The 26154-nt window shown below is 64.3% G+C and carries 25 protein-coding genes, 2 pseudogenes and 1 other annotated feature; of the genes and pseudogenes, 15 read left to right on the forward strand and 12 right to left on the reverse strand.

The window, feature by feature from the left end:
• Positions 1-114: 114 nt before the first annotated feature.
• A complete protein-coding gene (locus tag FF090_RS05955) occupies positions 115-1512 on the forward strand; it encodes an IS30 family transposase (protein WP_175423551.1) in 1398 nt (465 codons plus the stop codon).
• A 7-nt stretch (positions 1513-1519) separates the two neighbouring features.
• On the opposite strand, the pseudogene FF090_RS05960 reads toward FF090_RS05955, so the two are convergent.
• Positions 1520-2448: pseudogene (locus FF090_RS05960) on the reverse strand (IS3 family transposase); the annotation flags it as partial.
• Positions 2054-2170, reverse strand: a sequence feature (AL1L pseudoknot). It overlaps the preceding pseudogene by 117 nt.
• Before the next feature lie 389 nt (positions 2449-2837).
• On the opposite strand from FF090_RS05960, the gene FF090_RS05965 reads away from it, so the two are divergent.
• The 4 genes from FF090_RS05965 to FF090_RS05980 are packed head-to-tail and all read left to right on the forward strand — an operon-like array spanning position 2838 to position 8370.
• Complete coding sequence (locus FF090_RS05965; protein WP_175423552.1) at positions 2838-4556, forward strand: SLBB domain-containing protein; 1719 nt, start codon at positions 2838-2840, stop codon at positions 4554-4556.
• 2 nt (positions 4557-4558) lie between these two features.
• Complete coding sequence (locus FF090_RS05970; protein WP_138855862.1) at positions 4559-5698, forward strand: Wzz/FepE/Etk N-terminal domain-containing protein; 1140 nt, start codon at positions 4559-4561, stop codon at positions 5696-5698.
• Positions 5699-5722: 24 nt separating this feature from the next.
• Positions 5723-6823, forward strand: a complete 1101-nt coding sequence (locus FF090_RS05975; protein ID WP_375137410.1) for an MraY family glycosyltransferase — start codon at positions 5723-5725, stop codon at positions 6821-6823.
• A gap of 38 nt (positions 6824-6861) precedes the next feature.
• On the forward strand, positions 6862-8370 hold the full coding sequence (locus tag FF090_RS05980; RefSeq protein ID WP_138855863.1) for a DEAD/DEAH box helicase: 1509 nt from the start codon (positions 6862-6864) through the stop codon (positions 8368-8370).
• On the opposite strand, the gene FF090_RS05985 is transcribed toward FF090_RS05980, so the two are convergent.
• On the reverse strand, positions 8328-9104 hold the full coding sequence (locus FF090_RS05985) for an SAM-dependent methyltransferase (RefSeq protein ID WP_138855864.1): 777 nt from the start codon (positions 9102-9104) through the stop codon (positions 8328-8330). The genes FF090_RS05980 and FF090_RS05985 overlap by 43 nt on opposite strands.
• On the reverse strand, positions 9101-9694 hold the full coding sequence (locus tag FF090_RS05990; RefSeq protein WP_138855865.1) for a Maf family protein: 594 nt from the start codon (positions 9692-9694) through the stop codon (positions 9101-9103). The genes FF090_RS05985 and FF090_RS05990 overlap by 4 nt, the downstream gene beginning before the upstream one ends.
• 31 nt (positions 9695-9725) lie before the next feature.
• Here FF090_RS05990 and FF090_RS05995 point away from each other — a divergent pair, with 31 nt between their 5' ends.
• The 10 genes and pseudogenes from FF090_RS05995 to FF090_RS06040 all read left to right on the forward strand — a co-directional run.
• The gene (locus FF090_RS05995) at positions 9726-10277 is read left to right on the forward strand and encodes a YceD family protein (protein WP_138855866.1); all 552 of its coding nucleotides are present in this window, start codon (positions 9726-9728) and stop codon (positions 10275-10277) included.
• Between the two features lie 176 nt (positions 10278-10453).
• Positions 10454-10639 (forward strand): 50S ribosomal protein L32, encoded by a 186-nt coding sequence (gene rpmF / locus FF090_RS06000; protein WP_138855867.1) that lies wholly within the window; start codon positions 10454-10456, stop codon positions 10637-10639.
• A gap of 139 nt (positions 10640-10778) precedes the next feature.
• Positions 10779-11807 carry a phosphate acyltransferase PlsX gene (plsX, locus tag FF090_RS06005; RefSeq protein WP_138858300.1) on the forward strand — a complete coding sequence of 343 codons (1029 nt, stop codon included), beginning with the start codon at positions 10779-10781 and terminating at the stop codon, positions 11805-11807.
• A gap of 8 nt (positions 11808-11815) precedes the next feature.
• The gene (locus FF090_RS06010; RefSeq protein ID WP_375137406.1) at positions 11816-12808 is read left to right on the forward strand and encodes a beta-ketoacyl-ACP synthase III; all 993 of its coding nucleotides are present in this window, start codon (positions 11816-11818) and stop codon (positions 12806-12808) included.
• A 16-nt stretch (positions 12809-12824) separates the two neighbouring features.
• Complete coding sequence (gene fabD / locus FF090_RS06015; RefSeq protein ID WP_138855868.1) at positions 12825-13781, forward strand: ACP S-malonyltransferase; 957 nt, start codon at positions 12825-12827, stop codon at positions 13779-13781.
• A 1-nt stretch (position 13782) separates the two neighbouring features.
• Positions 13783-14520 (forward strand): 3-oxoacyl-ACP reductase FabG, encoded by a 738-nt coding sequence (fabG, locus tag FF090_RS06020; RefSeq protein ID WP_138855869.1) that lies wholly within the window; start codon positions 13783-13785, stop codon positions 14518-14520.
• Positions 14521-14686: 166 nt separating this feature from the next.
• On the forward strand, positions 14687-14926 hold the full coding sequence (gene acpP / locus FF090_RS06025) for an acyl carrier protein (protein ID WP_138855870.1): 240 nt from the start codon (positions 14687-14689) through the stop codon (positions 14924-14926).
• Between the two features lie 88 nt (positions 14927-15014).
• A complete protein-coding gene (gene fabF, locus FF090_RS06030) occupies positions 15015-16262 on the forward strand; it encodes a beta-ketoacyl-ACP synthase II (RefSeq protein WP_138855871.1) in 1248 nt (415 codons plus the stop codon).
• Positions 16263-16265: 3 nt separating this feature from the next.
• Entirely contained in the window at positions 16266-16589 is a 324-nt protein-coding gene (locus FF090_RS06035; protein WP_138855872.1) for a hypothetical protein, read from the forward strand.
• A gap of 101 nt (positions 16590-16690) precedes the next feature.
• A pseudogene (locus tag FF090_RS06040) lies at positions 16691-17254 on the forward strand (trypsin-like peptidase domain-containing protein); the annotation flags it as partial.
• Positions 17255-17393: 139 nt separating this feature from the next.
• On the opposite strand, the gene FF090_RS06045 reads toward FF090_RS06040, so the two are convergent.
• From FF090_RS06045 to FF090_RS06085, 9 genes are all read right to left on the reverse strand, one after another.
• Entirely contained in the window at positions 17394-17852 is a 459-nt protein-coding gene (locus FF090_RS06045; RefSeq protein ID WP_138855874.1) for a phage virion morphogenesis protein, read from the reverse strand.
• Positions 17849-18682, reverse strand: a complete 834-nt coding sequence (locus FF090_RS06050) for a phage head morphogenesis protein (protein WP_138855875.1) — start codon at positions 18680-18682, stop codon at positions 17849-17851. Before FF090_RS06050 ends, FF090_RS06045 begins: the two co-directional genes overlap by 4 nt.
• Before the next feature lie 211 nt (positions 18683-18893).
• Positions 18894-19427 (reverse strand): hypothetical protein, encoded by a 534-nt coding sequence (locus FF090_RS06055; protein ID WP_138855876.1) that lies wholly within the window; start codon positions 19425-19427, stop codon positions 18894-18896.
• Between the two features lie 9 nt (positions 19428-19436).
• A complete protein-coding gene (locus tag FF090_RS06060) occupies positions 19437-20900 on the reverse strand; it encodes a hypothetical protein (RefSeq protein ID WP_138855877.1) in 1464 nt (487 codons plus the stop codon).
• A gap of 8 nt (positions 20901-20908) precedes the next feature.
• Positions 20909-21304 carry a hypothetical protein gene (locus tag FF090_RS06065; RefSeq protein WP_138855878.1) on the reverse strand — a complete coding sequence of 132 codons (396 nt, stop codon included), beginning with the start codon at positions 21302-21304 and terminating at the stop codon, positions 20909-20911.
• Entirely contained in the window at positions 21304-23280 is a 1977-nt protein-coding gene (locus tag FF090_RS06070; RefSeq protein ID WP_138855879.1) for a hypothetical protein, read from the reverse strand. The genes FF090_RS06065 and FF090_RS06070 overlap by 1 nt, the downstream gene beginning before the upstream one ends.
• Positions 23273-23743, reverse strand: coding sequence for a hypothetical protein (locus FF090_RS06075; RefSeq protein ID WP_138855880.1), 471 nt, complete (start codon positions 23741-23743; stop codon positions 23273-23275). Before FF090_RS06075 ends, FF090_RS06070 begins: the two co-directional genes overlap by 8 nt.
• Entirely contained in the window at positions 23740-24234 is a 495-nt protein-coding gene (locus tag FF090_RS06080) for a hypothetical protein (RefSeq protein WP_138855881.1), read from the reverse strand. The genes FF090_RS06075 and FF090_RS06080 overlap by 4 nt, the downstream gene beginning before the upstream one ends.
• The gene (locus tag FF090_RS06085; RefSeq protein WP_138855882.1) at positions 24224-26152 is read right to left on the reverse strand and encodes a DUF935 domain-containing protein; all 1929 of its coding nucleotides are present in this window, start codon (positions 26150-26152) and stop codon (positions 24224-24226) included. Before FF090_RS06085 ends, FF090_RS06080 begins: the two co-directional genes overlap by 11 nt.
• Between the last annotated feature and the right edge of the window lie 2 nt (positions 26153-26154).

The raw sequence follows: 26154 nt of genomic DNA on the forward strand, positions 1-26154 counted from the left end.
CATCAACCGGTGGTTGTTGAACCAGGCCACCCATTCCAGTGTGGCCAGTTCAACCGCCTGCTTGGTCGGCGGATTCAACCGGTCGTCGCAACACCCCTTACCAAGGAGGTGTCTATGGAGCGCCCCTCAAGTCGAATCCAGAACGCAACCTGGCGAGAGTCCATGCGTTCGCCAGGCGCGCCATCACTGCGGCGTGAGACGGAGCGGCAATTCTGGCGGCACATAGCGACAGGGATCACCAGCGAGAAGGCGGCCGAACCCAGTGGCGTCTCGCAGGCCGTCGGATCGCGCTGGTTCCGTCATCGTGGCGGCATGCCACTGTTCATGTCCAAGTCGGTTTCTAGTAGATTCCTGTCGTTCGAGGAGCGTGAGGAGATCGCACTGCTGAACGCCCAGGACGTCGGTGTGCGCGAGATCGCACGCCGCATCGGACGAAGCCCATCGACGGTCGCTCGAGAGCTGACCCGAAATACTGCAACCCGAAGTGGCCGCCTTGAGTACCGAGCCACAGTCGCGCAGTGGAAGGCGGATTGGATGGCACGACGACCGAAGTCGGCCAAGCTGGTGACTCATCCTCAACTGCGTGGCTACGTTCAGGACCGCCTTGAAGGGAAGGTCCGCGATGCCGATGGGCGTGCGATAGAGGGTCCGCAACAGGCGCCCTTCATAGGACGCAACAAGCCTCACCGTGGGGATCGCAAATGGGTAAACGGGTGGTCGCCGGAGCAGATATCTCGCCGGCTAAAGATCGACTTCCCGGGTGATGAGTTGATGCGGATATCCCACGAGGCTATCTACCAAGCTCTGTACATCCAAGGCCGTGGGGCGCTGAAGCGCGAACTGGTGAGCTGCCTGAGAACGGGCCGGGCACCACGGGTTCCGCGAGCCAGATCGCAGGCCAAGGCCTGGGTCCATGTCAGTGAGGATGTGATGATTTCCAACCGACCGGCAGAGGTGGAAGATCGCGCCGTCCCGGGGCATTGGGAGGGCGACCTGATCATTGGTTTGAACCGCTCTGCAATCGGGACTCTGGTGGAGCGTTCGAGCCGGTTCACGATCCTGGTGCATCTGCCCCGCGAGGAGGGCTATGGCGTGACTCCACGAACGAAGAACGGGCCAGCTTTGGCAGGCTATGGCGCCGTCACGATGGCCAACGCGCTCAAACAAACGGTGACGACTCTGCCTGCGCAGCTATGGAGATCGCTCACTTGGGATCGCGGTAAGGAGCTGTCAGATCACGCACGGTTTACCGTCGAGTCTGGCGTTGACGTAATCTTTGCCGACCCCCGAAGCCCATGGCAGCGCGGTACGAACGAGAACACGAATGGGCTCCTGCGCCAGTACTTCCCGAAGGGGACCGACCTGTCCCGGTGGAGTGAGCAAGAGATCCAAGCCGTCGCGAATGCGCTCAACAGCAGGCCAAGGAAAACGCTGGACTGGAAGACTCCGGCAGAGGTCCTGAACGAGTACCTACGATCAGTCGCACCAACCAGTGTTGCAACGACCGGTTGAATCCGCCTTGCGAACCCCTGTCGGAGTGGTGCACCAACCCATCCTCCTGGCCGGGCTTACGGTCGTACAGCGACTGCTCCAGCGCATCGAGCACGAACTCGGTGTGCATCGAACTGCTCTGGCGCCAGCCCACGATGCGACGGCTGAACACGTCCACCACGAAGGCCACATAGACCCAGCCCTGCCAGGTGGAAACGTAGGTGAAATCCGAGACCCAGGGCTGATTGGGCCGCTGGGCCTTGAATTGCCGATTGACCCGGTCCTGCGGACATGGCGCCTTGGGGTCGGGCACGGTGGTGCGCTGGCGTTTGCTCCGGCGTGCGCCCTGTAGGCCTTGCAGACCCATGAGCTGTTCGACGGTGCAGCGCGCCACCGTCTGGCCTTCGCGATTGAGTTGGCGCCAGACCTTGTCGGCACCATACACCAGCAAATTGCTCTGCCAAACGCGCTTGATCTCGGGCGCCAAGGCAGCATCGCGCTGGGCGCGCGTAGAGCGCATGGCTGGATTGCGCTGGCGCGCCGCGTGGCGCCGGTATGCCGCTGGGGCAATCTGCAGGGTGCGGCAGATCGACTCGACCCCCAGGGCGTGGCGATGCCGGTCGACGAAGTCCCTCAAGACTTGATGCGGCGGTCGAGCTCCGCCTGGGCAAAAAACGTGCTGGCCAGCTTCAAGATCTCGTTGGCCTTGCGCAGTTCGCGCACCTCGCGCTCCAACTCCTTGATGCGCTGGACCTCGGTCGTTGAGACGCCCGTGCGCTGGCCGGCGTCGAGCTCATGCTGCTGCACCCACTTGAGCAGGGTCTGGGGCACGCAGCCGATCTTGCCGGCGATGGATTCGACGGCTGCCCGCTGGGACGGGTACTCGGCGCGGTGCTCGAACACCATGCGCACGGCGCGCTCCCGAACCTCGGGCGAAAACTTCGGTGACTTCCTCATGATGGCTCCATGTTCTCAAACGAAGGAGCCTCCTCAAAACCCGGGGCGGTTCAAAAGAGCCGAAGGCTACAATCAAAGTGGTTCCCATTAAGCCAGCCGCCGTTCAGGCGGCTTGTTTTTGGGCTTGTCCTGTTCTTCTGTACGAATTCATGGTTAGTCCTCTAAGTTCTGGCCTTCCTACTCTTCGCTCAATACTGGGCGCGGGCCTGCTCTTGCTGGTCCAAGCCGGAAGCGTCTGGGCCGAAGGCGAAGCTGTGATTCCCAATGGCGCCGGTTTGGGGCCAGTGAGATTGCAGCAGTCGCCCAGCAAGCCTCGAGTCTTGGGGCCTCTGGTGGAGTCGCCCGACTCTTTGACCGCATCTTCGCAGACACTCGATATACGCTCTGACTTGAACTCGTCTCGCGTCGCGCGTCACAAATTGGATGACTACAAGCCGAGTGAGTTCGAGTTGATGGCCTCCCGTTTGGCTAAAGCTGGCTTGCCTGAGTCCTTACCAGGATTTCCGGGGGCTGAGGAGCGCATACCTGCGGTGCGGCGTTTTGGTTTTTCTTTGCTTTGGAAGGGCGTCAGCGGTGAGTCAATAACCGACGATGTTGACGTGCCGGAGGACTATGTACTTGGGCCGGGTGACGAAGTGCTGCTCGACCTCTGGGGAAGTGTGGAGGCTAGCCTGCGCCTGCGTGTATCTCGAGGTGGCAGTATTGCGGTGCCTCGTGTTGGTACGATTCAAGTGGCCGGTATGCGCTTCTCTGAGCTACCGGATCAGATTCGGCAGCGTGTTGCCAGGACGTTTAAGCAATTTGGCCTTGCGGTGTCTATGGGCGAGTTGCGCACTATTCGCGTTACGGTGACCGGCCAAGTGGCGCGTCCAGGAGAGCATCGAGTTTCCAGTCTGGCAAGTCTGACTCAAGTGCTCGCGAGCGCTGGTGGCCCGACTGCCGTGGGCAGCATGCGACAGATCCTGCTTCGCCGCGGAGGCAAAGAAGCTGGCAAGTTTGACCTTTATGACTGGTTGCTCAAGGGCCAAGTCTGCACTGACTGTCGCATCCGAAGTGGCGATGTTGTGCATGTTCCGGCTGTCGGTGCTCAGGTGGCTGTGATTGGCAGTGTGAATCACGCGGCAGTCTTCGAGCTCAAGGGTGAAGAGGCGGTCGAAGATCTGTTGGAGATGGCTGGCGGCCTGTCTGCAGTTGCCGATCGCAGCTCGGCGACGGTGCTATCCCTGGGTATGGCTCAGCCAGTGCGCGCGCTTGATTTGGAGCGCGATCGGCGAAAGGTCTTGCGCTCTGGCGAAGTACTGCGCGTGAGTAGCTTGGCCGACCTTAGTCGCCCCGGTTTCTCGCAGCTTAAGAGGGTCCGTGTCGAGGGCGAGGTCAAGCGCCCGGGGGACTATGTGCTGCCAGCCGGAGCCACGCTTAATGATGCTATGGCCGCGGCCGGTGGCCCCAGCGGAGAGGCCTTCATTTATGGTGCTGAGCTTCGCCGTGAAACGGCGCGCAAGCGGCAGATCGAGAACTTGGACAAGGTTCTGCGAGAGCTCGAGACTGAGCTTACGCGTGCTGCTGTGAACCGCAAGGAGCTCGCAATGACGGCGACGACACAGGATGAAAGCCTGCGTGTCAGCCATTTGCGTCTGATTGAGCGTTTGCGCCAAGCGCAGCCGACGGGGCGTGTCGTTCTCCAAACCGACCCCGAAGCGACGGGACTTCCCGCCATGCCGCTGGAAGATGGCGACCGGCTGATCGTGCCTTCGCGCGTGCAGCCAGTGAACGTTTACGGTAGCGTTTTTGGGGGAGGTAGCTATCAGTACACCGATAAGCAGACTCTTGGGCACTTCCTGCGCATGGCTGGAGGGGCGACTCGTGGCGCTGACTCGGGCAGTATGTTTGTATTGCGGGCCGATGGTTCGATCGTGGGTAAGCGAAAAGGCGGTTCTTGGTGGTCTTCGCGACCAGCTTTTGAGCAGATTGCGGCTTTGCCAGGCGACACGATTTTTGTTCCTGAGGAGATGGACAAGGTCCGCTTGACCCAGGAGCTTAAGGACTGGGCGCAGATCTTGTCGCAGTTTGGCCTGGGTGCTGTGGCCTTAAAGAACCTGACCCAGTGAGCATGAGCGAAATACAGACGAATGGCAGCCAGGAATTGGGCACCCTGGACTATGTGTTGGAGTTGGCGCGCCACTCCAGGCTGATCGTGCTCGGAGGTCTGCTCGCAGGCGTGCTGGCAGTTGCTGGGTCATTCTTGGTCAAGCCCACCTTCACGAGTCGGGCTGTGGTTCTGCCGCCAGTTCAGCCGCAATCAGGTGCAGGAGCGGCGTTGGCCTCTCTAGGGGCTTTGGCTGGCCTGCCAAGCTCTAGTGGACGGGGCCCCGATCAGTTCGTATCGTTGCTATTGAGTGCAAATGTCGCCGATCGCATGATTGAGCGATTCGACCTCATGCAGGTGTACGACAGTGAGCTGCGTATTGTGGCTCGCGAAGAATTCTGGCGAAACTTGCGCGTCATCATCGGTCGGCGTGACGGTCTGATCGTGATTGAGGTCGATGACAAGGAGCCATCACGCGCTGCCGCAATGGCGGAGGGCATGGTGGACGAGTTCCGCCGCGTTTCCAACGAGCTCGCAATTTCTGAGGCGCAACAGCGACGGAAGTTCTTTGAGGTGCGGCGCGCAGAGGCTGCAGAACGACTGCAGGCTGCTCAGGAGGTCTTGCAGAGGGTCGGTTTCGCTGCAGGCAGTCTTAAGGCTGAACCAAAGGCTGCAGCCGAAAACTATGCCCGCTTACGCGCTGAAACCACGGCTGCTGAAATCCGAGTGAAGATGCTCTTGAGTACCATGACAGAGCAGGCTCCTGAGGTTCAACAACAGTTGGGAGCCCTGGCAGCGTTGCGCGTCAGGCTCCAACAGCTTGAAAGGGTCGGACCTAAGGAGGAGAGCGGAGACTACATCACGAGATTTCGTGAGTACAAGTACCAAGAAGCCCTTCTGGAGCAGTTCTCGCGGCAATACGAGTTGGCGCGAGTCGACGAGGGGCGCGAAGGCGGATTGTTGCAAGTTGTCGATGCACCTCAGGTTCCCGAGAGGAAGTCCAGGCCCAAGCGCGCCATGGTCGGCATAAGTGTGAGCTTGGGAGTTGGATTGCTGCTGACGCTGTGGGTGATTGTGCGTTTCCAATTGAGATGCGGACAACGGAGCGACAGGCGGCAACAACTACTTAGGCAGATTTGGCCCGCCCTGCGTGGCCACCGCTAGGGGCCGTCAATCGTGTCTGAAATTATTACGGCGGCAGTCTTTGGGCTATTGACTGCCGCTCTGGTGGCTCTGCTCATCGTGCGTTCGGCGCGCATACATGCTTGGTGGTCAGCCGACTCGGATCTCAGCGGCCCCCAGAAGTTCCACGCTCGGCCCGTCCCCAGGGTTGGTGGGGTGGCGCTCTGCGTAGGATTTACGCTGGCTATTGTCTGGTGGGCCTTGCGGCATCCTGAACATAGTGGTTTCGTGGGTACTTTGTACCTGTGCGCGCTTCCAGCCTTCATCGCCGGCCTGTGGGAAGACTTGACCAAGAGTGTCAGCCCTTTGCAGCGCATGCTGGCTCTGCTGTTAGGCGCACTGCTGGCGGCAATCTGGTTGGGTGCGCGAATTACGCGCACCGACATCCCTTTGCTCGACCCACTGACTGCGAGCACAGGCGGCGCAGTCTTTCTGGCCTTGTTTGTGGTCGCTGGGGTCACTAACTCGATCAACATCATCGATGGGTTCAACGGTCTAGCCTCAATGTGTTGTGTGATCATGCTTTCTGGCCTGGGGTTGGTGGCCTTTGTGGTCGGCGATTCGGTAATTGCAATCTGTAGTTTGCTGATGGTTGCTGCGACCCTTGGCTTGTTCTTGGTGAACTTCCCCTTGGGCCTGATTTTTCTGGGTGATGGCGGAGCGTATTTCTTAGGATTTATGCTCGCCGAACTTGGCATTCTTTTGGTCGCGAGCCAACCCGAGGTCTCTCCTCTGTTCCCTTTGGTTCTGTGCGCCTATCCGATCGTTGAGACAGTGTTCTCGATGTACCGGCGCAAGGTTTTGCGGGGTCGGCCGATGGACAAGCCGGATGGTGTTCATCTGCATAGCCTGATCTACCGGCGCCTGATCAGGTGGGCAGTTGGTAGTCGCGATGCACGCGAGTTGGTGCGTCGCAATTCACTGACTGCGCCATATCTGTGGGTGGCCTGTGCCTTGGCTGCGGTGCCGGCGGTGATCTGGTGGAATAGCAGTCGTGCCCTCTCCATCGTGCTGCTTGTCTATGTACTGACATATGTGAGTCTGTATTGGCGCATCGTGCGCTTTCGCACTCCGCGCTGGCTGGTGCGGCGCGGATCCCACGCCTGAAACCGGCTGATTTGCCGAAGCGGCGACAATCGCCGCCTATGACCCAAGAAGCAACCCCGGCGCCTCAGCGCTTTGACACGCTGCCGCTGGACCCCAAACTGCTCCGCGCAGTCAGCGATTCCGGCTATACGGCGATGACGCCGATTCAGGCCAAGGCCATCCCCATCGTGCTGGACGGCCGCGATGTGATGGGCGCGGCGCAGACCGGTACCGGCAAGACTGCCGCCTTTTCTATTCCGCTGCTGCAACGCATGCTCAAGCATGAGAACAGCAGCATGTCACCGGCACGGCACCCTGTGCGTGCGGTGGTGCTGGCCCCCACTCGGGAACTGGCTGACCAAGTGGCGCAAAACGTGTTGGCCTATGCCAAGCACACCAATCTGCGCGTAGCCTGCGTGTTTGGTGGCGTTGACATCAAGCCCCAGGCGCTGCAATTGCGCGGCGGGGTGGAGGTGTTGATCGCCACGCCCGGCCGCCTGCTGGATCACATCGAGGGCAAGAATTGCGCGCTGCATCAGGTCGAGTACGTGGTGCTCGATGAAGCCGACCGCATGCTGGACATCGGCTTCTTGCCGGACCTGCAGCGCATCCTCAGCTACCTGCCCAAGACCCGTCAGACCCTGCTGTTTTCGGCCACCTTCTCGCCCGAAATCAAGCGGTTGGCTTCGAGCTATCTGCAGAACCCCGAGTTGGTGGAAGTGGCCCGGCCGAATGCCACCTCGGCCAATGTGGAGCAGCGCTTCTACGGCGTGGGCGATGACAAGAAGCGCGCGCTGCTGCTGCAGCTTTGGCGCGAGCGTGGTGCCAAGCAGGCCATCGTGTTCATGAACAGCAAGCTCGGCGCGGCGCGCCTGACGCGTGCGCTTGAGCGTGAGGGCATCAAGGCCAGTGCGCTGCATGGCGACAAGAGCCAGGACGAGCGCCTGAAGACGCTGGCGGCGTTCAAGGCGGGCGAAGTGGACTTGCTGATCGCTACCGATGTGGCGGGTCGCGGACTGGATATCGCCGAACTGCCCCTGGTGTTTAACTTCGACGTGCCTTTCAACGCCGAGGACTATGTGCACCGCATTGGCCGTACGGGTCGCGCGGGCGCATTGGGTGTGGCCATCACCTTTGTGTCGCCGACCGATGCGCGCCTGGTGGCGGACATCGAGAAGTTGATCAAGCGCAAGATGGACCTGGAGACCGTGGCCGTTGCGGACGAAGAGCGTGAGCGCCGTCCTGCCCGTGGAGACTGGGGAGATCGTGCGGAACGATCTGAGCGTCCAGAGCGTCGCGAGCGCTTCGAGCGCAGCGATGTCGGCCGTTCGGAATACCGCCCCGCCCCGCGTCGAGCGCCGGCCGATCCGTTCTTCGACAAGCCTTACGAGCCCAGCGCGCCGGTTGAGCCGCCGGCCTGGGAGCGCGCGGCAGCCACGGCGGCCAAACCGGCGGGTCCGTCGCGCTACATCAAGCCCAAGCGCCAGATGGCCGCTTTGTTTGCGCCTCGCGTGGTGGCGGCGGATCAGCCTTTGGAGTCCGCCAGCCAGGAGAACATTGCGGGTTGATCGTTGGGCAATCGGCTGGGCTGGCGGCGCCAGTCCGCCACTTTGGCAGTTCGGGTCCAGGCCTTCGGCGTGCACAAGGAAGTACTGACTGAGAGCAGGGTGCCGGGTTGCAGCGATTGCAACAACGCATCCAGCAGGGCTGGGTTGCGATACGGCGTCTCAATCGCCAACTGAGTCTGGCCTTCGCGGCGCGAGCGCTGCTCCAGCTCACGGATGCGCACTTGACGGCTTGCGGGCTCCACCGGCAGATAACCAATGAAGGCAAAGCACTGGCCTTGCAGTCCGCTGGCGGCCAGGGCCAGCACCAAACTGCTGGAGCCGGGCAAGGTGACGACCTCGATGCCCTGTGAATGCGCCAGGGCGACCAAGGCGCTGCCCGGGTCGGCCACCGCGGGCAGGCCTGCCTCGGAGAGCAGCCCGATGTCCATGCCTTCGTGCGCCGGTTGGAGCAGCGGTCCATGGGTCGATGCTGTACTCTCTGCTTCGGGTCGGCCTTTGGCGGGGCGTGGCAGCTCTTGAATGCTCAGCGCCTGCAGCGGCTGTGTCAGCGGAAATACGGCATCCACTCTCTTGAGAAAGGCGCGTGCCGTCTTGGCGTTTTCAACCACCCAGTGCGTGAGTTGCGCCGCCCGGTGCAGGGTGTGCCGGGGCAGCACATCATCCAGTGCGGCCAGCTCCGTGGCGACACCGAAATCCAGGGTGTTGGGTACCAGGTAGAGGCGGCCCTTGCTCATGCTGCCAAGGGGTCCAGCCCCGCCTCGCGCAATATCCGACCCAGCGCGATCAGGGGCAGGCCGATCAGTGCGGTGGGGTCGTCGGACTCGATGGACTCCAGCAGGCTGATGCCCAGACCCTCACTCTTGGCGCTGCCAGCGCAGTCAATGGCGGGCTCAAGAGCCAGATAGCGCGCGATTTGCGCGGCACTCAGCGTTCGAAAGCGAACTTTGACCGGAACGACGATGCTGCGCTGCCAGCCGTCGGCTGCACGCACCAGGGCCAGGCCGGTTTGGAACACCACAGTGCGGCCACTCAGTCGTTCCAGTTGGGCTTGCGCACGCGCCAGATCGCCGGGCTTGCCGATCGGCTCCCCTTCCAAATCGGCGACCTGATCGGCGCCAATGACCCAGGCTTGCGGCGATTGCCGAGCCACGGCCAGCGCCTTGGCCAGCGACAAGCGCTCGGCCAACTGCGCTGGTTGCTCGCCGGTCCGCGGGGTTTCATCGGTTTCGGGGGCCTGCACCGTGAAGGGCAGGTGCAGGCGCTCCAGCAATTCACGCCGATAGCGCGAGGTGGAGGCCAGGATCAGATGGGAGGCAGCATGCATGGCGCCATTCTTCCATTCGTACACTGCCGCCATGAAAGCCGAATTGAACTGGAAGCCTGAGCGCTTGGATGTTGAGGCCTTTGCCAAGCAAGGTGCGCGTCTGGCAGGGGAGTGGCCGGCGTCTGAGTTGACGCGTTGGGTGGAGTCGAATTTGCCGGATCAGGCTTTGGTGCCCGTACAGTGGACGCTGACCGGCGAGTGGCGCAAGTCAGTGGGCGCTGCGCCCGAGGTTTGGCTGCATCTGGATGTGGGTGCCGCAGCGCGACTCTGTTGTCAGCGCTGCCTGCAGGCTTTTGAGCAGCAGATTCGTTTCGAGCGGGCTTTCCGCTTTGTGCGAGATGAGGCTACGGCCCTGGAGTTGGACCCCGAGGCCGAGGAAGACTTGCTGGTGCTGAGCCGCAGCTTTGATGCGCGGGAGTTGGTTGAGGACGAACTGCTGCTGGCGCTCCCTATCGTGCCCATGCATGACGACTGCGAACCTCCGCCCATCCCGCAAGGCGAGCCCGAGCCAGAGCAGCAGGCCGAGGTCAAGCCCAATCCGTTTGCGGTGTTGGCAGCCTTGCGCGCCGAGCCAAAGAAATAGATTTGCGCTCCACTCTTTCGCGGACTCGAAAACTGTTCTAGAATCGCGGGCTTTTGTCGCTGCCGCTACTTCCAAAGGTGCTGGCAGGTTTGTCGTTTCTTGTGGGTTGGCCCTGCAGGGGCGAAGGTCGGAGTGAGTCAGCAGAGCCTGGCCACCCGCACAGCATTGGAGCAATCATGGCCGTTCAACAAAACAAGAAGTCGCCTTCCAAGCGCGGCATGCACCGTTCGCACAATGCCCTGGTTAGCCCGGGCACCGGCATCGAGCCGACCACTGGCGAAGTGCATCTGCGTCACCACATCAGCCCCACTGGCTTTTACCGTGGCCGCAAGGTGCTGAAGACCAAGGCTGACGCCGCCTAAGGATCCTCCTGGGGCTGTTGGGGTCAATGCCACGCGGCATGCGTGATCTCCAGTCCCTGTTGAGTCCAAGACTGCGCCCGACGTCCCCGCAAGGGGTCGGCGGGCGTTGTGCTTTGCGCTGAAGGAAATCTCAATGCAGTTGGTGCGTTTGGCGGTGGATTGCATGGGGGGCGACCAAGGGCCGGCCATGACCCTGCCGGCCTGCAAATCCTTTTTGGCCAGTCACCCCCAAGCCCATCTGGTGCTGGTGGGTCGAGCCGATGTGCTGGCTCAAGCCAAAGCTTGGCCGCGATGCACCCTGGTTGAGGCTACCGAGGTGGTGGAAATGCACGACCCGGTTGAGCTGGCGCTGCGTCGCAAGAAGGATTCTTCCATGCGCGTGGCCATCAGCCAGCTCAAGCCCGATGAGCAGGGTAGGGCGTCGGCCGATGCCTGCGTGTCGGCCGGCAACACCGGGGCGCTGATGGCGCTCTCACGCTATCTGCTCAAGACAGTGGACGGCATCGACCGCCCGGCCATTGCCAGCGCCCTGCCCAATCAGACCGGCGGCTCCACCACCGTGCTGGATCTGGGCGCCAATGTCGATTGCAGCGCCGAGCATCTGCTGCAGTTCGCCGTCATGGGTTCGGCCCTGGTGGCCGCCATCAGCGAGAAGGCTGCCCCCACGGTGGGCCTCCTGAATGTAGGTGAAGAGGTCATCAAGGGCAGCGAGGTCATCAAGCAGGCGGGCGAATTGCTGCGTGCGGCGCATGCTGCTGGGCAGATCAACTTCCACGGCAATGTGGAAGGCAATGACATCTTCAAGGGCACGACCGACATCGTGGTCTGCGACGGCTTTGTTGGCAACGTCGCGTTGAAGGCCGCCGAAGGCCTGGCTGGCATGATTGGCGCGCAGCTCAAGGCCGAATTCGGCGCCAGTTGGCTGTCCAAGCTCAGCGCCCTGGCGGCCCTTCCGGTCCTGAGGCGCTTCAAGCATCGGGTGGACCATCGTCGATTCAACGGCGCTGCGTTGCTGGGCTTGCGCGGTCTGGTGTTCAAGAGCCATGGCTCGGCCGATGCTTTCTCGTTTGAGTGCGCGCTGACCCGCGCTTATGAAGCCGCCCGGCACGATCTGCTGGACGGTGTGCACGCGCGCGTGGCCGCCACCCTGGCCGCAGCGCCCCAATGAGTGAACGCATGAACCTGACTTCACTGCCGCGCTTTGCGCGTGTTCTGGGCACCGGCAGCTATTTGCCTGAGCGCCGTGTTTCCAATGCCGATTTGGCCGCCGAACTGGCCGCTGATGGGGTGGAAACCTCGGATGACTGGATCACCGAGCGCACTGGGATCAAGGCGCGTCACTTTGCGGCGGCCGATCAAAACACCAGCGATCTGGCGCTGCCGGCTGCCCAAGCCGCATTGCAGGCGGCGGGCATCGGGGCCGATCAGCTTGATCTGATCATCGTGGCCACCACCACGCCGGACATGGTTTTCCCCTCCACTGCCTGCCTGTTGCAGGCCAAGCTGGGCGTGGCCGGCTGCGCGGCTTTTGACGTGCAAGCGGTTTGCTCTGGCTTTCTGTACGCCCTGTCGGTGGCGGACGCCATGATCCGTGCCGGCCAGGCCCGGCATGCCTTGGTGATCGGCGCTGAGGTGTTTTCTCGCCTGCTGGACTTCAAGGACCGCACCACCTGCGTTCTGTTTGGTGACGGTGCTGGGGCCGTGGTGCTCGGCGCCTCCGAAGAGCCTGGCATCCTGGCTACCGCCTTGCATGCCGATGGGGCGCAGGCCGAGGTTCTCTGTGTGCCTGGGTCCGTCAAAGGCGGGCATGTGACGGGTCACCCGGTGGTGCGCATGGATGGTCAGGCGGTGTTCAAACTGGCCGTCTCGGCGCTCGACAAAGTGGCGCGAGAGGTCATTGAGCGCGCCGGCATGAAGGCCGAGCAGATTGATTGGCTGATCCCGCACCAAGCCAATCTGCGCATCATGAAAGGCACGGCCAAGAAGCTGGGCCTGCCCGAAGAGCGCATGGTGGTGACGGTGCAAGAGCACGGCAACACTTCTGCGGCCTCTGTGCCGTTGGCTTTGGACCAAGCGGTGCGCAGTGGCCAGATTCAGCGCGGCCAAAACCTGTTGCTTGAGGGCGTGGGGGGCGGCTTCACCTGGGGCGCGGCCCTGCTGGCCTATTGATTCCAAGGAGTCTTCCATGACTGCAGCATTTGCTTTTGTTTTCCCGGGTCAGGGCTCGCAGGCCGTCGGCATGCTGGATGCCTGGGGCGACCACCCCGCTGTACGCGCGACTTTGGCCGAGGCCAGCGAGGCGCTCGGCCTGGACATGGCCGCTTTGATTCAACAGGGTCCCAAGGAGCAGTTGGACCTGACCACCAACACCCAGCCGGTGATGTTGACGGCCGGTGTGGCCTGCTACCGCGCATGGGTGCAGGAGACCGGGCTCACGCCAGTGGCCGCCGCCGGCCATTCGCTGGGGGAGTACAGCGCGCTGGTGGCTGCCGGCGTGCTGACCCTGGCCCAGGCCCTGCCGCTGGTGCGCCTGCGTGCCCAAGCCATGCAGGAGGCCGTGCCCGTAGGGCAGGGCGGCATGGCTGCCATCTTGGGGCTGGAGGCCGAAGCCGTGAAGGCCGGGTGCGCCCAGGCCCGCGAAGCCAGCGGCGAGGTGGTGGAAGCCGTTAACTTCAACGACCCCAAGCAGACCGTGATCGCGGGCAGCAAGGCCGGTGTCGAGAAGGGCATGGAGGTCTTGAAGGCGGCCGGTGCCAAGCGCGCGCTGCCGCTGCCGGTGTCGGCCCCGTTCCACAGCAGCTTGATGAAGCCGGCGGCCGAGCGCCTGCGTCAGGCCTTGTCCGTACTGGAACTCCAGGCGCCAGCCTTTGCCGTGGTCAACAACGTCGATGTGGCCGCGCCCTCCGATGCGGCCGCACTGCGCGACGCGCTCTATCGCCAGGCCTATCAGCCGGTGCGCTGGGTCGAAGTGATTCAGGCGCTGAAGGCGCGCGGCCTTGGCCATGTGATCGAGTGCGGTCCGGGCAAGGTGTTGGCCGGCATGGTCAAGCGCATCGACGCTGGCCTGCTGACGACCACGATTTGCGACCCCTCCAGCCTGGCCGAGGCCCGTGCTCTGCTGGAACAGAACCCTGGAGCCTGAGATGAGGAATCCGACTTCCATAGCCCTGGTCACGGGCGCCAGCCGCGGCATTGGCGCGGCCATCGCCCAGACCTTGGCCGAGCAAGGCCACAAGGTCTTCGGCACTGCCACCACGGCCGATGGCGCCGAGCGCATCACGGCTGCTCTCGCGCCTTGGGGCGGCCAGGGCCTGGCCTTGAATGTGAACGACGCGGCGGCCTGTGAGGCCGTTGTCGATCGCTTGGTCAAGGAGCAGGGCGGCCTTCATGTGCTGGTGAACAATGCTGGCATCACCCGGGACACCCTGGCCCTGCGCCTCAAGGATGAGGACTGGGACGCCGTGCTGGATACCAACCTGAAGGCCGTGTTCCGCATGTGCCGTCTGGTCATCAAGCCCATGATGAAGCAGCGCATGGGCCGGATCATCTCCATCACCTCGGTGGTGGGCGCCTCGGGCAACCCTGGGCAGGCCAATTACGCCGCCGCCAAGGCAGGACTGGCCGGCATGAGCCGCGCACTGGCGCGCGAGGTGGGCAGCCGTGGCATCACCGTGAACTGCGTGGCGCCGGGCTTCATTGCTACCGACATGACCGCGGCCCTGCCCGAGGCGCAGCAGGCCGCCTTGCTGGCGCAGATCCCGCTGGCCCGCCTGGGTGAGGCCAAGGAAGTGGCGGCTGCTGTGGCCTTCCTGGCCGGCTCCGGCGGCGGCTATGTGACGGGCAGCGAGCTGCACGTCAACGGTGGCATGTATATGTGCTGAACGAAAGACTGACTTGCCGCACGCGGTGTCAGGAGGCCCTGTGGCAACCCGACGAATGCGGCAGTTCAGTGGATTGCGTTGAGCTACAGCGCGCCTGATTAGGTGTGCTTCTCTAGACCCGGTAGAATGCTGGGCTGTTTTTTTGCAAACACCTCCTGGAGGAGTCATGAGCGATATCGAAGCCCGCGTCAAAAAGATCGTTGCCGAACAACTCGGCGTGCCTGAAGCGGACGTGACCAATGAAAAGGCCTTCGTGGCCGATCTGGGCGCTGACTCGCTCGATACCGTGGAGCTGGTGATGGCCCTGGAAGACGAGTTCGGCATCGAGATCCCTGACGATGAAGCCGAGAAAATCACCACGGTGCAGTTGGCCATCGACTACGCCGTCAAGGCCCAGAAGGCCTGATTCAGGCTTGAGCAGCGGGGCCTGGCTCCGCACTTCAATGGGGCCGTAAGGCCCTTTTGACCATCTGTAGCGCTAAGAAGTTTTTCGCATGAGCCGTCGTCGCGTCGTTGTCACCGGGTTGGGTCTGATTTCGCCAGTGGGCAATACGGTGTCGGAGGGCTGGGCCAACATCCTGGCCGGTCGCTCGGGCATTGCCACTGTCAGTCGTTTTGATGCCAGCAATCTGGCCTGCCAGTTCGCCGGCGAGGTCAAGGGCTTCAAGGTGGAGGACTACATCTCCGCCAAAGAGGCTCGCAGCATGGATACCTTCATCCATTACGGCTTGGCGGCGGGCATGCAGGCGGTTCAAGACGCAGGCCTGCCCACGGGCGAGGCCTTGAGCGAGGCCCAGGCCGAGCGCATCGGTTGCCTGGTCGGCTCGGGCATCGGTGGTCTGCCGATGATTGAAGAGACGCAGACCGAGTTGCTCAATCGCGGCCCGCGTCGCGTATCGCCCTTCTTTGTGCCGGCGTCGATCATCAACATGATCTCCGGCCACTTGTCGATCAAGCTGGGCTTTCAGGGCCCCAATCTGGCGGTGGTGACGGCTTGCACGACTGGTTTGCACAGCATCGGCGTGGCGGCACGTTTGATTCAAGCCGGCGATGCGGATGTGATGGTGGCCGGCGGTGCAGAGTCCACCGTTTCGCCCTTGGGCATTGGTGGCTTCGCGGCCGCCCGCGCCCTTTCCACCCGCAACGATGACCCGGCCAGTGCCTCGCGCCCCTGGGACAAGGGCCGCGATGGCTTTGTGCTGGGTGAGGGCGCCGGTGTTCTGGTGTTGGAAAGCCTGGAACATGCTCAGGCTCGTGGCGCGCGCATCTATGCCGAGTTGATCGGTTTCGGCATGGGCGCTGACGCCTACCACATGACCGCGCCCAATGTGGACGGCCCCCGGCGCTCCATGCAGGCGGCCCTGCGCGACGCCGGTCTGAACGCTGATGAGGTGCAGTATCTGAACGCCCATGGCACCTCGACGCCGCTGGGTGACGCCAACGAGACCAATGCCATCAAGAAGGCTTTTGGTGAGCATGCCAAGAACATGGTCGTCAGCTCCACCAAGTCCATGACCGGGCATCTGCTGGGTGGCGCGGGCGGCATCGAGTCGGTGTTCACCGTGCTGGCGCTGCGCGACCAGATCGCACCGCCGACCATCAATCTGCAGGACCCGGATCCCGAGTGCGATCTGGACTACTGCGCCAACCAGGCGCGCGAGATGCGCATCGAGGTGGCGGCCAAGAACAACTTCGGCTTTGGTGGCACCAACGGCACCCTGCTGTTCAAGCGCTTTCAGTAAGCCGTGAGCACCCGCCAACTGCCCGCCCTGAGCTGGCCGTTGGCGCACCCGCAGTGGCGGGCACTGGTCTGCGAGGCGGGGCATTGGGTCCTACTGCCCACAGACCCCGGCGCGGAGCCAACGCCCTTGCAGCGCGTGGACGTGGTGCTGGATCTGAACGAATTGCTTTGGCTGCGTCTGCGCTGCCCGGTCGGCCGTGGCTGGCGGGCGTTGTGGCCCGAGCAGTGGCACGTGATCCTGCGTCAGGCGCAGCATCCGGGGCTGTGGCCTATGGTGCGCGCGGCGCTGGCCGGCAGGCGACGCCGCCATTGGTGGGGCGCCCCTTGAAATCCAGCGCCGAGCCGTCAACTGCCGCGTGACTTCCGGGCGTTGAGGCGCCCGCAGCGGCATGATGCCGGTGTTTCCCTCCTGAACTGCTTGTTTTCGCCATGAACTTCAAAGCTGCCCGACTGTTGCCTGTGTCTCGTATTGCGTTGGCCTCTTGTGCGCTGGCCTTGGGTTTGCAGGGGCTGCCCACCGCTGTAGCGGCCCAGCACGCCAACTTGCCGGACTTCACGGAGCTCGTTGAGCGGCTCGGCCCCTCAGTGGTCAATATCCGCACCTCGGAGCGCATGCGCGGCGGCCAGACACCGGAGATCGATGCCCAGATGCAGGAATTCCTGCGGCGCTTCGGCATTCCCTCACCCCGCCGTCCGGCGCCGCGCGGCGGCGAGGAGGACGATCAGCCCCAGCGCCGTGGCGTGGGCTCGGGTTTCGTGCTGGCCGCCGACGGCGTCATCATGACCAATGCCCATGTGGTGGATGGAGCCGACGAGGTCATCGTCACCCTGACCGACAAGCGCGAGTTCAAGGCCAAGGTGCTGGGCGCGGATCGCCGCACAGACGTAGCCGTGCTGAAGATCGAGGCCACCGGCCTGCCGGCAGTGCGCCTGGGGGATGTAGGGCGGCTCAAGGTGGGTGAGTGGGTGATGGCGATTGGTTCGCCCTTTGGTGAAGGGGGTTGAGATATTCCAAGAGAACGGCGCGCGATATTTCCGGGATTTTGTGGAACTAGGCCGGAAGAAGTGGGACGAGCCAGAAAAAAGGCTTGCGCAATGAAAAAGACCCGCTGAAATCAGCGGAAAGCGCCGATCAGCCCAGGAAATGATCGCGCAGCAGTTGATCGATTGCGGCGACGTCGTCGGGTGCCAGTGTCCCAGCGTCTGGGTCGGCGGTAAGTAGACCGCGACGGGGCATGTGGGCGGTGCCGAACTCGTGATAGATCGCGTACACGTCACCCTTGTGGCTGGCGGCGGCGCCAAAGCCAATCAGCACGCTCGTGGAATCGGCCTGCCAGCTCAAGCTGCTCAGCATGTCACCGTGGCGCTCCAGAAGCTGGCCTCGGCCATTCTTGGGATAGGCGGCGGCTGTTGATGGTGCCCAAGGTGCCCAGGAAGAACCGGAAGGATCGGTGCGGGTCTCGAACCGATTGGCCACACGGCTTTCCATCTCCGCACCAATCGCCTCCATGGCGGGCCGCACATCCGCCAGCCGCTTCAGCAGTTGCTCAAGTGGGTTTGGGCTCGGCTGGGTTGAAGAGATCCTGATCATGGCGCGCCCTCCAGGTCATCACGCAGCTTGGTAGCCACATCGAAAGACAAGGCCGCCAGTTTGTCCGACGCGGCCTTCTGTACACCTTCGGCGCGGGCCACGCCGGGGTTGTAGCCAAAGCCGGGATCGACCCCCACCGGCACTCGCTCCACCACCCCGGTGCGCTTGTTGACCCACTCTCGCTCGCCCAAGTCCACGGCCGTCTTGCGCATTGGCCTACCACCGGGCGTCGTTCCCCTGTCGTAGTCTCGCTGGTTGACGGCCACCACTCGGCAGCGGCAGCGCCAGCCATTGGGCGGCATATGGCTGCGCCAGAAGTGGTCATCGACTGGAAGCGTCACGCCGTTCCACGCCCGGTGCGCCGGCCGCACCCGATCATCTGCAGCCGTCACATAGCGCAGATAGGGGTGGGTGCGCTTGGTCCGCTGAATTCGCTCCCACTGTCCAGCCGCATAGGCCATTCGGGTGTTGGTGTCGAAGATCAGCTTGAGTCGGGCAGGATCAAAGCGGGTGACCTGGCGCTCACCGCTCACTGGGTCAAGCACGTGCTTCTCGCCCCACCACCCAGCGCGAGACAGAAGCTGCTTGGCATCAAGTTCGAAGCCACTGCGTGAAAGATCGCCATCCACGGCCTCGGTTATCAGCCGCTGCAGGTCCGCCAGCAGGTCCGCACGGGCTAGTCGGCTCACGGTGAACTGCTGCGCATGTTCTTCCTGCCAAAGGTCCTGCCATGAATAGGTCAGCGTCCGTTCGGTGCGACCGGCCAAGTACTGCATAGCCTGGACGGGCGTCAGTTTGTGCAAGGCCGCGAAGGCCTGGGCGTCGCTCATGGTTTCACCAGCAGCAAGAACTCTTCATTGCGCCGCCGTGCACGGCGGTCGGCGTCTGGCCTAGCCTGCCTGAAGTGCAGGCCGACCAATCGCCCACCGCTGCCATGCCGCCTAGGTGCATCCACTCGGACAGAGGACACAACGCCTTGCAGGGCAAGCACGCGACCCGGGTAGCCCACTCCCTGCAGAGCCAGTGCACGGCCAAGAAAGCTCATTGGCGGCTCACTGTCGTGGTGGTCTGAGACGTCACCACCGACTGCACCACGGCCCCGGCCGAGCGCGTGCCGTTGGCGTCGTCCACCACCAGCGGTGCCCCGGGCTCCAGGCCGTGCAGCAGGGCCAGCTCGCGCAGGCGCACCAACTCTGCGGTCAGCTCGCTCCGGACCGCTTCCGCGATGCTTATCGCGCTCGGGCCGCTACCGCCAATGGCCGTGGTCACATAGGCCGCGCTGGTCTGGCGCTCCACATAGACCCCGGCCACCGGCAGGATGGTCCCGCCCAGATTGCCCCGGATGGTGTAGTTGCCCGGCGCCGGGAACCGAAGCTGCCAGCCGTTGACCAGATCCACTGCTGGAAAGATCGCCCCGCCGCCGAGCGGGATCTCTTTGTAGGTGTGCGTCACCGGGTAGACGGCCGCCTCTGCGCTGTCCTCCCAGTCGCGCAGGGCGGCGTGAAAGGCGGGCAGGTCCAGGATCGAGCTGTCGGACTCGATCACCAGACTGCCGGGGAGAAAGGTCAGCGCCATCGCGTGCCTTTAGGCGTCGGCCGTGCGAACCGTGTTGCCCGAGCCGCCCGCTTCTGTCACGCTCAGGGTGGACTCGAAGGGGACGATGGGCGAGCCGCCGCCGTTGCGCACCTTGTAGCGCACCGTGAACGGCGCCGAGAACTGGAACGCCCCGCTGCTGATCGTGGCGCCGCTGGCCACCGCATCCACGAACGGGATGAACACCGGCAGGCCCGAGGCGTATCCGCCCGCAGGAACGGCCGGCGACAGGCCGCTGATCACGTTGCCCGCGCGCCCGGTGTAGGTGTGCGGCTTGCCGTTGATGCGGATGTAGCCGGCCCCCGTGGGCGTGTCCCCCGGCGCGGCGGTCAGCGTCACGCTGGTTGCTCCAACGCTGGCGGTGCTGGCCAGGGTCGTGTCGTTCAAGAACCCGCCCGAACCGTTGTCACGCGCCGCGATCACATAGTCCCCCGCCACCAGGCCGGCGATCTGGACTTGCACGCTGGTCGGCGGGCTCTGCGTCGTGCCGTCATGGGCGATGAGCTGGTAGTTCTTCGAGTCGGCCGACATGACGCCAGCAATGAACCAGCCCTGAGCCAGGAAGAACTTGCCGCCCGCGAAATTGCCGAACGGAGCGGCTGCGTTCTCCGCGTAGTTCGTGTTGAGCTTGCGGTAGCGCCAGCCCGGCACGCCCACTACGGTCGCCGTGCTGCTCTCGCTGCAGGCCCACATCAAGGCTTGGTATGCCTGGGCCAGCGTCGTGGTGCCGTTGAGGGTGATGGTGCCCTTGTAGAGCTTGGACCCGTTGCCGTTGCCGAGGTCTTGGTTCGTGTCGCCGGCCGCCACGGTCATCGTGTTCCAGACGGCCTCGGCGGCTGCAGCGCTCAGGGAGACGTTGCCGTCCGCCGCCGTCGAAATGGCCGCCACCTGCTCGCCGCCCGCCGACAGGCTCACATCGAAGTGGCTGAAGGTCTGGCCGTACTTGCGCGAGTAGACCGCCACCGACCCAGCCGGCAAGTCGCCGCCTGCGATCAGCGCGCCGCCGCTCTTGGCCTTGACCAGAATCTGAAAGTTCGCAATCTCCGAGTCCGCCCAGGACTTCGTGATCTTGGCGTTGTTCTGCGTGATGTAGATGGGCGTGTTGGCCGGGTTCGTGCCCAGCACCTTGAGGCCGGTGTAGAGCGTCTGCCCCGCGTCCTGCTCCACCGACCCGAAGTTGAACCACTGCGCCGTGGCGTCGTTCAGGTTCATGGTCGGCAGCAGCGTCAGCGCCATCGGGCGCGCGGCGTTGCGCTTACCGGCCAACTCGGACGGGTTGCTGCCCAGGATGCTCACCAGGTCGTCGCCGCTGGCGCTGGGGTTGTCCGCCAGGTCTTGCAGCCAGGCGTGCAGATCCAGGGTCGGGTAGCGCGTGTCCGTGCCGGGCACGAAGGCGCTGACCTGGCGGATGTTGCCCGATCCGTCGATGGTGAATTTGCTTGCGTCGATGGCCATGGCTTACCTCAATCCGGGATCTGGGAGACGTAGACCGACCCGCTGCCCAAGAAGGCCGTGGTCAGGGTGTCGAAAGGGATGTAGTACGGGGCGCTGGTGCCCTTGCGCACCTTGATGCGCAGCTGGTCGGCCGGCGCCGCGCCGCCGAAGGTGGGGACGCTGAAAACCTCAGAGCTGCTGGCGGCCGTGCGGAACTCGATCAGCGCGCCCGTGCTCTGCACTTCGATGCGGATGGCCGATCCAACGACCAGATTGGTCAGCGACAGCGTGAAGGTGCCGATGGGCTCCGAGGGCAGGCGCTCAATCGTCGTGATGAGGCTCAGGCGCCCGAGCACGTTGCCGGGCACATCGACTTGGGCAGTCGAGGGCGGCAGGCGCGAGCCGATCTGCCAAACCCAGGGCATCAGGCGATCTCCACTTCCGGGCTGACGTAGAACAGCAGCGCGGGGGTGCGCGATGCGCACAGGCTCCAGCGCACCAGCATTTCGCTGTTCTGCATCACCGGGAACGCGGTCGTGACTTCGAGCTTCTTGGCCGAGTGGCCGGGCACGCCGTTGGGGGTCCAGGTCTTTGCCGACGCGGCCAGTGCGGTTCGGCCGGACCCTGCGAGCTGCAGTCCACGCGCGCCGCCGACCGACTCCACTTTCCAGCCGTCCGCCGCGCTCATGTAGCTCACCTCAAGCTCCAGCTCGTCGGTGTAGATGGTGTCCGTGTCTGGCACATAGAGCTGCAGCGTCAGCGTGCGAACCGCAGCCGCAGAGCGGTGCATGATGCTGGTCCGCATCGGGGACACGCTGGCAGAGAGGCCAGACACGGCGCCCCAGGTCACGCGATGGCTCCAGGGGTCGCCCTGCAGCGTCAAGGCGCCGCAGTGTGGGAAGCCGCTGCCGCCCTTCCAGTCGCACACGAAGCCGATGGCCTCGTGGCGGTAGCCCCGGTTCTGGCCCTCGGTCTGGCTCCAGGTGAACTTCGCCGGCCCGGCCGTGGCCGTGAACCCGACGCTGGGGTCCGTCACGCCGACCACGCCCTGAATCTCGAACTCGCTGGTCTGATTGGCGACGTTGACGCTGAAAGGGTTCGTGCAGGTGTAGGAATTGCTGGCCTTCGGGGAGATAGAGCCGCCGATCCACTGCACGGAGTAGCCTGCCGCCGCCGTGGTGTTGACGAAGCTGGCGATGGCCGTGAGGGTTGCGGTGGCGCCGACCACCTCCACGCGCAGGCCGTTCAGCGTCAGCCGCGTACTGCAGCTTGCCGAGGCGTAGCGCCAGAGAATGCGGCTGACCGTCTGCAGCTCGACAAAGCTGCCGTTGAAGTCGTTGACGCTGAACTGCGCCCCGCTCTCATCGACCGCGAAGATGCTGCCGATGTTGTTCGACCCCTCCAGCAAGCCGCACCGGACGAACCCGAACTGGCCTCCCGCGCCCGGGTAGAGCAGGGATACCGAACTGTTCGCACCACCCGAGGCCGTGAGCGTCAGGTCGAGATTGCGGTATCCCCGGCTCGCATGCACCGTGCGGCCCGAAGCCGTGCCGGTGAACCGCATGGCGTTGGAGCCGGTGTTGGTGTTCTGGATCGTGACGCCCAGCTTGCCGTTGTCGCCGGCCCAGACCGTGCCGTTGTCGTAGAGGAACGCGCCCTGGCGCCAAGCCCAGGTGCCGGTCGTGGCCGCATAGGTCAGGCTCAGATCGGCACCGCTGCGGCGGGTGCGGACATGGCGCACATCATTGGCGCCCGGGTCGGTGCCCGCGCCAGACGCCGCAATCCACGCGCCGTAGGTGCCGGCCGTCTTGCCGAACACCGTGGCCGTGGTCATCAGGTAGGCAAACGGGCCGTCCGCGCCGCCTGCGAACTGCGTGATCGTCGGAGGCGTTGCCCAACTTGCCGAGGAAATGGCGATGAAGCTGTTGATCGCGTGGTTCAGGTCCGAGCCCGCAAACCGGGTCGCGATCTGCACGGTGTCCGTGGCGCCGGGCTTGACCCGCGCATAGGCGAAGTACGGCAGGGCCAGCAGCAGCGGGGACACCGAAGACGAGACGGCCGCATCACACTGGGCCGTGCCGGTGCCGAAGGTGTTAAGCAGCGCAACGAGGTTGGTCGCGCAGGCGGAAACCGAGGCCCCAATCGTCCACTGGTTCTTGGCCGCCGCTGCTGTCTTGGCGGTCAGCACAGCGCCGGCAATGGTGAGCGTATTGCTGTCCGCCGGCAGCGCGTTGATCTTGATTTCCGCGATGGCCACCGCCGCTGCATGCCCAGGCCCGGCCTTGCCGGTGCCGTCCTGTGGCAGGGGTTTGTCGGCCGCACCAGCACCCCAGGCGGGGGCCGCCGCGTAGGCTTGGTACTCGATGCCGATGGCCGAAATGTCGATGTAGTAGTCAGCCACGGTAGACCTCCCGCTCCGCCACCTGTTCGCTGAGTACGGCGGCGCCTTGCTCGTGGTTCAGCCGCAGCGGCAGGGTCACGCCGTCCAGCGTGACGGTCAGCGGAAAGTTCTCACTCATGAGGTCGCCAATGCCGCTGATCGTGTCCGCGTCTCGAAGGTCGACAAACGGGCCGTCACTGACCAGGACTTGATGAATCCCAAGGCGCCCCGCGAGCAGGGACGGTGCGCCGCTGCGCAGAATGGACTGCATGGCCCACAGATTCGCTTTTGGCAGCCGACCCCAGAATGCACGGCGGGTGATCTTGATAGGCTCAAGCGGCGCGGCCGGTGGCGCAGGCTCGGCCGGCACCTCGGCGTGGGTGTGCGTGGCGAACTCGAAGCCCGCCCACTCCACGACCGCCTCCGCCTGGTAGCGGTAAACGATCTTGCTGTCCGCCGTGCGGGTGACGATCCACTCTTTCATGCGGCCACCTTGAAGCGCAAGGTTTGCGGGTGGACCGACGAGCCCAGGTCGCCCATGTCAAAGCCCGCGCGAATCAGCGCGGCGGCGTCCTTCTCCGAGCAGAACCACCAGCGGGGGTTTTGCCAGTCGGCGCGGAACGGCACCGCGAAAGCGCCCGGATAGTCGTAGTCCTTGCCGATTTGCTCGCGCTGGAAGGTCAATGCCAGGTCGGGGCGCTGCACGGGCACGGCCACGCACTCGTAAGCGCTATACCGGCCGAACCACTCATACCAGGGCGTCTCAACCACGCCCCGGAACATCAAGGCTTCGTTGAACACGCGGCGCTCCGGGTCGTAAAAGGCGGTGTGCCCCCAGAGTGCGCCGACCTCGAACTTCAAGACGCCGGGCGCGGTGCAGCGGTTGACGAAGTTGGCGACGCCGTGCCGACGCGAAAAAGCCTGAAGGACATGCGGGCGGTGGGTGTCGCCGATCACCGGAAACTCATAGTGCATTGGGATCTTCCACCTGTTGTTTGAATTCGTAGTCGGTCACCGTGCCGGCCAGCTCGCCGTCTTCGCGGCGCTGCACCGTCTGCACCGCGCGCGATGGGTGCATCGGCACCACCGTCACCTCTGCAGGCTGCACGGCATTCGTCACCTGCACCACGGGCGCTGCTTGCTCGGGCAGGGCGTTATGGACATGCACCACGGGCGGGGCCTGCTCGGGCAGGGTGTTCGTCACCTGCACCACAGGCGGCTCAGCGGCCGGCGTGCTCAGGTGCACATGCACCTCCAACTTCTGGGGCTGGGTCGGCGGCGCCAGCTCGCTGAAGGCTGGGCCGGGCGGATCGGCCGGCTGAGGCTCAATGCCATCACTGCTGCCATCGGCCTGCAGGCCCGCCAGCGCGCCCACGCGGGCTGTCACAGTTGCCTGCGTCAGCGCCGTCTCCAGCGCCCGCACATCCAGGGTCTGCAGCAGCTCCGGCAAGCGCGCCAGCAGCTCGGCTGCGGTCTCCCCGCGCGCGGCAGCTTCGTCCAGCGCCGCCTGCAGGGGCTGCACCAACGGCGCCATCAAGGGCTCCCAGTCACCCATGGCCTCGTGCACTAGGGCGTCCAGGGCATCGGTCTCTGGTGCGGGAGCGAGTGCTTCGGCGAACTGCACCTCTGCTGCGGTCGGCGGCAGATTGGTTGGGGCGGCAGCCAGTGGCTCAGTCGGCTCCGGCTCGGTCTCTTCGGCCAGGTCACCCTCTTCCAGGTCATAGGTGCGACGGAAGTACTCGCGCGTGAGCTTGGCGCCAGCACGCACCAGGATCTCGTCGCGCTCGGCTTGCTGCTTGTCCACTTCCTCCTGCTCGAAGAGCTCGAAGGTGGGTGCGGCGGCGGCCTCGCCCTCGTTCAGGTCCACCACCCAGCGCAGCAGCTGGTTCACGGTGGCCTCCACCAGGCGGGCGTCGGCGTCGCGCAGGTCTTCCGTCACCTGCAGGCCGGCCGTGGCGCTGGCGCGGTTGCTGTTGCTCTCGGTGGTCTGGTTCTGGCCCAGCAGCGCAATCGAAATCTCGCTGCGGCAGAACATCAGCAGGCGCTCGTACAGCTCGGCACTGGCCGTTCGGCCGCTGGACTCCACCACATCTACAGAGGCATCGTCCGGGATCACCGCCACCGCGTCCTGCACCATGGATTCCAGTTGGTCCAGCAGCGCGTCCTGCTCCTTCTTGGCCGTGCTGCGCGGCACCTTGCCCACCAGCCAGGGCGTGCCGAATTTCTCGGTGAAGGTCACCCAGAATTTCAGCCCGCCGCGCTTGAACACCGTGGGCCAAAAGCACATCGAAAGGTCTGCGAAGCCGTAGGGGTTCGCATAGCTCGCATCCTGGGCCGGTACCAGGAACTTGCGGGCCGGCAGCAGCTCGCCGTCGAACGGCGCTTCGCGGCTCTTGAAGCGCAGTTGCGCCTCGGCATCAAAGTGGAACCACTGCGCCGGCTTGGCTTCCACCGCCACCGGCACCATGGCGCCCTGGCCGCCCGACCAGGTCACTTCCAGCGGCTGCCAACCCAGCAGCGGCGCCTGCAGGGTCTCGCGCATCAGGCGGCGCAGGTCCAGCTCACCCAGCAACTGCTCGCACAGCTTGGCGCTGCGGCTGCTGGCGCGGCCTCGCTCCACCCGCCACTCCATCTTCACCACACCCGCCTTGCGGCGCCGCACCGAGCCGCCCACCAGGGCGTCGCTCAGCAGGTCGGTATAGACCTGCACGTCTTTGCCCTGTTTCTTCAGGATCGGGTCCGGGTTGGGCAGGTACAGGCCCAGCGCCGAGAAGTCCGGCGAGCGCTGGCGCGTCGCGATCTGGTCGGCCAGCTGGCGGCGCGCGGTGCGCTCGCCTTCAGCAAAGCGCACGAACTCGGTGGGGCTCACATAGAGACCGGGGACGTTATTCATCA

It is taken from the genome of Inhella inkyongensis (assembly GCF_005952805.1).
Lineage (GTDB): Bacteria > Pseudomonadota > Gammaproteobacteria > Burkholderiales > Burkholderiaceae_C > Inhella > Inhella inkyongensis.